Here is a 288-nt window from a genome sequence, read left to right on the forward strand (position 1 = left end):
GAAACTCGTAGCCGCTGCTGCATGGGCCTGATGTGCTTGATTTTCATGAGGATTCAGCTCAATTGAGAACGCCCTCTTGGTCAGCGAAACCAACCACGTTCGGGTGCTCGACGCTTACGTTGACACGCTTGATTTGCCGGCGTTGGGGTTTACCCATGCGACGGGTGATCTGACGCCCGGTCAGCCGGCGTTCGATCCTGCTGTGCTCCTTAAGCTTTATGTTTACGGCGATCTCAACCGGGTACGGAGCTCCCGGCGTCTGGAACGCGAGTGCCGGCGCAACCTGGA

1 pseudogene is annotated in these 288 nt (G+C 58.0%); it reads left to right on the forward strand.

Going from position 1 to position 288, the window contains the following annotated elements:
* Window positions 1–79: 79 nt before the first annotated feature.
* Window positions 80–288 (forward strand): annotated as a pseudogene (locus BQ17_RS03725) (transposase); the annotation flags it as partial.

Source organism: Candidatus Thiosymbion oneisti, from assembly GCF_900092655.1.
In the GTDB taxonomy this organism is placed as follows: domain Bacteria; phylum Pseudomonadota; class Gammaproteobacteria; order Chromatiales; family Chromatiaceae; genus Thiosymbion; species Thiosymbion oneisti.